Below are 5,479 nucleotides of genomic sequence, written 5' to 3'. Positions count from 1 at the left end.
TTTTTGTGCGGTATTAGTTAGCCTAGTACATTGAAGTCAAAAAGTAGAATTCGCTAAGTTCCAAAGACTACAAAACTACACTGTACTTACTAGCGAAGGCACAACTGCGGGGTCGGCCGAAACAAAGAGACAGCTAGCGCCCTTTGCTTGTTGGCTCCTGGCGGGAGGCAATCCCCAACGTGCCGAAGCGATGATAGAAGGATGACCTTCACTAACTTTAGTACCGTAAAAAGTCGCGCTACGACACATTACAAACTAGTAGTAAGTTCAAGCCATATCGATCCGTTTTGTATGTAGTGAAGTAATTCATCACTGAACCCACTTCGGCGCTGGCGGATGGCTCCCGCGATGAGCCAGAAAGGAAGTGCACCTCTCTGTCTCATCGCTCCGCCTACCGCTTGTAAGGCGCCTGCGTTTGGTGAGGGGAAGTAAGTATTATAGTACTTTAAAGTCTGATAGCGAATTTTACTAAATACCAAAGCCAACTAAAACTACACTGTACTCACCAGCGAAGGCACAACTGCGGGGTCAGCCGAAGCCATGAGACAGCTAGCGTTCTTTGCTAGTTGGCTCATGGCGGGAGGCAATCCCCCACGTGCCGAAGCGATGATAGAAAGCTGACCTGTACTAACTTCAGTATCTAAAAAAAGTCGTGCTACGATCCAACACAAAATTGTTTTTCCCTGTAACAAAGCTTACTAAAACTACGCTGTACACACTAGCGAAGGCACAACTGCGGGGTCAGCCTACACAAAAAAGGAACCGTTCAAGAAGGCATAAACCACACCTTCTTGAAACAGCTCCTCTCTAATCACCTAGACTTCGGCAACTGCTGCATCCCCGCAAGCTTCTTCACAAGCTGCTCAAGCAACACAGGCATTTCCTTAAACGCACTATCAACATGAACACGCTCCGACTTCTGATGCGCATCCTTACCAAACGGGCCGACATTTAACACCGGCGCCGTCAACTTCCGCATATCCTCAAACGGAATATCATACGTCGCTCCATAAACAGGCGTATTCTTCGCAAAAGCTTTCCAATGATCACCTTCATCTTCATAATGAACATAACTTAAATCACAGATCCCATTAAAATAATGAACATGATCTAGCGTCAGATCAAACACTTGCGCTCTCTCTTGCAAGAATTCAATAGACTCCATTACAAGGGGATCGTCTGAAGAATTTACGGCCGGATAATAAGGGGGTGCATAGAACAACACAACTGCTGGTCCTAATTCCTGACATTCAATCATCAATGTATCCACAATTCGAATGGATTGTTCGCGATCATCCCAGTCTTCCTGCAGTAATACTTCTTGCTTCAAGCGTGCAACTTCCCCTGTGCCTAACTTCTTCGTCGCATAATCTAATAACTCTTCAAACCGCAACACACGAATATGGCCAATCGTGTCTGCTGATTCACGCGTACAAACCGCTTGATACGCTTCATTACAATGTGTCATCGCTTCATTTGCGACTTGTTCAAATAAATCCATCACTTCAGCTGCGGTCCGTTTAAATATAAAGACATTATACAAAGCAGCTGCACGTTGTGGTGTTTGCGTAGAGTATTGGATTTTCAAGTCTTTTTGCATCAACGTCACAGGGAGTGGCGTAGATTCTCCTCGATCCGTCTCTTGGAACAGAGGATTCCACTCCATTGCTTGCGTTAAAAAGGAAGCCATATAATCCGCTGTGATTCCTTTCAACGGCTCTCCAACATGCGTTTCCTTACCATAAAACAAAGCGGCTGGCATGATTTTACCGATTGTCCCCGAGTAGATATATTCTTTCGTATCTGTCGGACCTTGAGAAAACGAAGGCTCGCCATTTAAAAACAGTTTATAGTTAAGGCCTTCTACTTCTTGTAAACGTACGAGTTCTTTAACAGCCGCACGCATACCGGCCGAGTTTACTTCTTCATCTGGTACAGTACATAGTAGTAAATTGATTGGCCATTTTTCGATACTTGCTCGCTCGATTAACTGTATATGTAATGCTAATCCCATCTTCATATCCATCGTACCGCGTCCAAATAAGTAATTTCCGGATTCCAAATCCGCGCGCGCAACGTCAGTTAACGCAGCTTTATCTTCCAGCAACTTCTTCGTTAATTCTTCAGGATGAAAAGCTAGTGGCTCAAGCGCTCCGTATTCATCGGTATGTACCGTATCGAAGTGACTGATTAAAACAATTGTCTCTGTAGCTTCTGGATGCTTATAAAGTGCATGCACCACTTGTCTTCCCATACCTGCATCATGTAACGTCACTTGCTCAGGGTACTTCTCAAAATAAGCTAGTTCACTTAATTTATTTTGGAGCTTCCAAGAAAAGAAACGTTCTCCCTCCGTTAACGTACGGCTGTCCCAGCTAACTAGTTCACATAATAGGTTGCGTAATTTTTCGGGTGTGTCAAAACAGTATCTTTTCATAGAATATTCTCCTCCTCTAGTAGTATAAGGTATTGATGATTACTCGCTAAATAATGAAAGAACTTGCGCCAGTTTCTGACCAAGTTCTTCTATTATACTTAATATTTATATGATTGAGTAAGCGATAGCTTTGTAGTTTTCACTTGTTCCACTGCTCGCTTTAGTTGCCGTAAATGTCTTTTTTCATGAAATCCTACGAAGTGGAACCATTGGATCAGCGGAACATTACCAAACACAGGATGCTTTAAAGATTTTCCCCTTAACTCCACTTCTGTCGCTGAGTCATAAATATCAAGGAGAAAGTTTCTAGATTGATGCAGTCTTTCTTTGATATCCGAGATAGAAAGGTGTATATCCGTCGGGTCAGTATATTCCAATGAATAAGCTTTCCAGAGCGGACTGGAACACACACTAATCGGTTTCTTAAATACACGGAGACTGTCGGGATTTTTCAATTCTTTGGCGATGTTTGTAGCCACTTGACATTCCATTAATGCTAAATGTTCCACAATCTGCTTAGGTGACCAACCGCCGTTTGATGGCTTTCCGTTGAATTCCTCATCAGTCAATCCTTCGATCAACTGTAAGATACGCTTACGGACTTTGATGTTTTCTCCAAAAACCACCAACATCCTCCTCCATTTCTTTCTCAAACTCATTACTATGGGAATAGCATACTCCTTTTCTTCGAAGTTTTAAAGGGAGTTGTTTATATTTCATTTTTCCGAATTACAGAAGGTTTTAGCCATGAAAAATTGCAGTCAGGAACTACACATTTCATGGCGTTTAGGATGTTTTTCATACCAACTTATAGGATAAGCATACGTCCAACTACTTTAACTCGGTAGTCACTTCGCTAACTGAAAAATTGCACTTTATGTTAAAGTGTTTACAACTGATCAATACACAGTATAATGTATAAATATACAAGTTCAGACATTGACTACAAGGAGAGAAGCACCTTGAAAAAATATACTGCCAGTACGTGGTTCATCTTCCTAATCCCTTCTATACTGGGTATTATTCTGTTTATGATTCCACTGCCATTTGAAGCCGGCTGGAAAGTACCCATTGCCAAACTTGCGGATGTACTAGCAAGCTCATTAGAACCGATTATCCCTCAGATAATGATGTACTTGATTGCACTTTCGGCCATCGGATCTGTTATTTATCTTTTCGTACAGAGAGATCCACATCGCCCATCATTTTTCTTGAACTTATTTAAAGTGACTCCTTTCTGGACGATCACACGTATAATCGGTGCAATCTTCGCTATTATGGTCGTTTTTAAATTAGGACCTGAAGCGATTTGGAGCGAAAATACAGGTGGACTGTTATTAGCAAGTGATGGACTTGTTTCCTTTTTGTTCAGTATTTTCTTCTTTGCAGGATTTTTACTACCTTTATTATTGAACTTTGGACTCCTTGAATTTTTCGGCACGTTGATGGTCAAAATTATGCGACCGTTATTCAATCTTCCTGGTCGTTCATCTATTGATGCATTCGCTTCATGGATTGGTGACGGAACGATTGGTGTCTTATTGACAAGTAAGCAATATGAAGATGGTCACTATACGCAGCGAGAAGCTGCTATTATTGCTACAACATTTTCTGTCGTGTCCATTACATTTTCATTAGTTATTATTGATACAGTTGGAATGGCTAATTACTTCATTCCGTTTTATGCGACCGTTATTATTACCGGTTTGATCTTGGCACTGATCATGCCGCGAATCTATCCACTACGTTCGATTAAAAACACGTATATTGATGATCGGGAGTATTTAGAAGAAGATGAAAAACTTCCCGCGAATACGAATTTGTTTTCATTGGGGATCGAGAATGCATTGGCAACAGCTTCGAAACAGCGCTCAGTTGTGAAAACTGTTAGATCTGGGATGCAAAATGTTTTAGATATGTGGTTTGGTGTGACGCCAGTCGTTATGGCATTTGGTACAGTCGCATTAGTTTTGGCAGAATATACGAATATATTCCGGATATTGGGGAAACCGTTCGAATATATATTGAACTTCCTTCAAATCCCAGAAGCTGCAGATGCCGCACAGACTATGGTTGTCGGTTTCGCAGATATGTTCTTACCGGTCATTTTAGCTGAAGGTGTTATCACGTCACCTATTACATTGTTTACAATCGCTGCAATTTCCGTTGTCCAGCTTATTTATATGTCCGAAGTCGGTGGATTGATCTTAGGGACGAAAATCCCACTAAACATTTTCGACTTGCTGATCATTTTCTTACTTCGCACACTCATCGCACTGCCAATTATTGCGGGTATTGCACATTTATTGTTTTAACGAAGAAAACTGCTATAGCCTTTTCGCTATAGCAGTTTTTTGCGTAGATACGTCTGGATTAAAACTAGTTTGTGTTGAGGCGTTGCACGACTTATTTTCGATACTGAAGTTTGTGAAGGTCAGCTTTCTATCACCGCTACGGCACGTGGGGGATTGCCTCCCGCCATGAGCCAACTAGCAAAGAACGCTAGCTGTCTCATGGCTTCGGCTGACCCCGCAGTTGTGCCTTCGCTAGTGAGTACAGTGTAGTTTTGTAGTCTTTGGAACTTAGCGAATTCTACTTTTTGACTTCAATGTACTAGGCTAACTAATAACTACACAAAAAACGAAGGCGCCTTACAAGCGGTAGGCGGAGCGATGAGACAGAGAGGCGATCTTCCTTTCTGGCTCATTGCGGGAGCCATCCGCCAGCGCCGAAGTGGGTTCAGTGATGAATTCCTTCACTACATACAAAAACGGCTCGATGTGACTTGAACTTACTGAATCCCTTACTAACTTTTCCAATGCCGAAGTTAGTGAAGATCGGCTTTCTATCATCGCTTCGGCACGTGGGGGATTGCCTCCCACAAAGAGCCAACTAGCAAAGGGCGCTAGCTGTCTCTTTGTTTCGGCCGACCCCGCAGTTGTGCCTTCGCTAGTAAGTACAGTGTAGTTTTGTAGTCTTTGGAACTTAGCGAATTCTACTTTTTGACTTCAATGTACTAGGCTAACTAATACCGCACAAAAA

The 5,479-nt window shown here is 42.3% G+C and carries 4 protein-coding genes; 1 reads left to right on the top strand and 3 read right to left on the bottom strand.

The genetic code is table 11. The features are described 5' to 3' along the window. Positions 1-248 precede the first annotated feature (248 nt). The 3 genes from ORD22_RS15035 to ORD22_RS15025 form a co-directional block, all read right to left on the bottom strand. Positions 249-383, bottom strand: coding sequence for a hypothetical protein (locus tag ORD22_RS15035; protein ID WP_317646967.1), 135 nt, complete (start codon positions 381-383; stop codon positions 249-251). Between the two features lie 428 nt (positions 384-811). Continuing rightward, on the bottom strand, positions 812-2,437 hold the full coding sequence (locus tag ORD22_RS15030; RefSeq protein WP_317646966.1) for a M20/M25/M40 family metallo-hydrolase: 1,626 nt from the start codon (positions 2,435-2,437) through the stop codon (positions 812-814). 98 nt (positions 2,438-2,535) lie between these two features. Beyond that, positions 2,536-3,069 carry a DinB family protein gene (locus ORD22_RS15025; RefSeq protein ID WP_317646965.1) on the bottom strand — a complete coding sequence of 178 codons (534 nt, stop codon included), beginning with the start codon at positions 3,067-3,069 and terminating at the stop codon, positions 2,536-2,538. Between the two features lie 330 nt (positions 3,070-3,399). Here ORD22_RS15025 and ORD22_RS15020 point away from each other — a divergent pair, with 330 nt between their 5' ends. Beyond that, the gene (locus tag ORD22_RS15020; protein WP_317646964.1) at positions 3,400-4,752 is read left to right on the top strand and encodes a YjiH family protein; all 1,353 of its coding nucleotides are present in this window, start codon (positions 3,400-3,402) and stop codon (positions 4,750-4,752) included. Positions 4,753-5,479: the final 727 nt, after the last annotated feature.

Source organism: Sporosarcina sp. GW1-11 (assembly GCF_033088395.1).
Classification (GTDB): domain Bacteria; phylum Bacillota; class Bacilli; order Bacillales_A; family Planococcaceae; genus Sporosarcina.
This window is presented reverse-complemented; position numbering and strand designations above follow the sequence as displayed.

What these genes read in the sequence shown, in the direction of transcription:
- ORD22_RS15035 (WP_317646967.1), bottom strand. Translation starts at nt 383, where the DNA reads ATGAGACAGAGAGGTGCACTTCCTTTCTGGCTCATCGCGGGAGCCATC.
- ORD22_RS15030 (WP_317646966.1), bottom strand. Translation starts at nt 2,437, where the DNA reads ATGAAAAGATACTGTTTTGACACACCCGAAAAATTACGCAACCTATTA.
- ORD22_RS15025 (WP_317646965.1), bottom strand. Translation starts at nt 3,069, where the DNA reads ATGTTGGTGGTTTTTGGAGAAAACATCAAAGTCCGTAAGCGTATCTTA.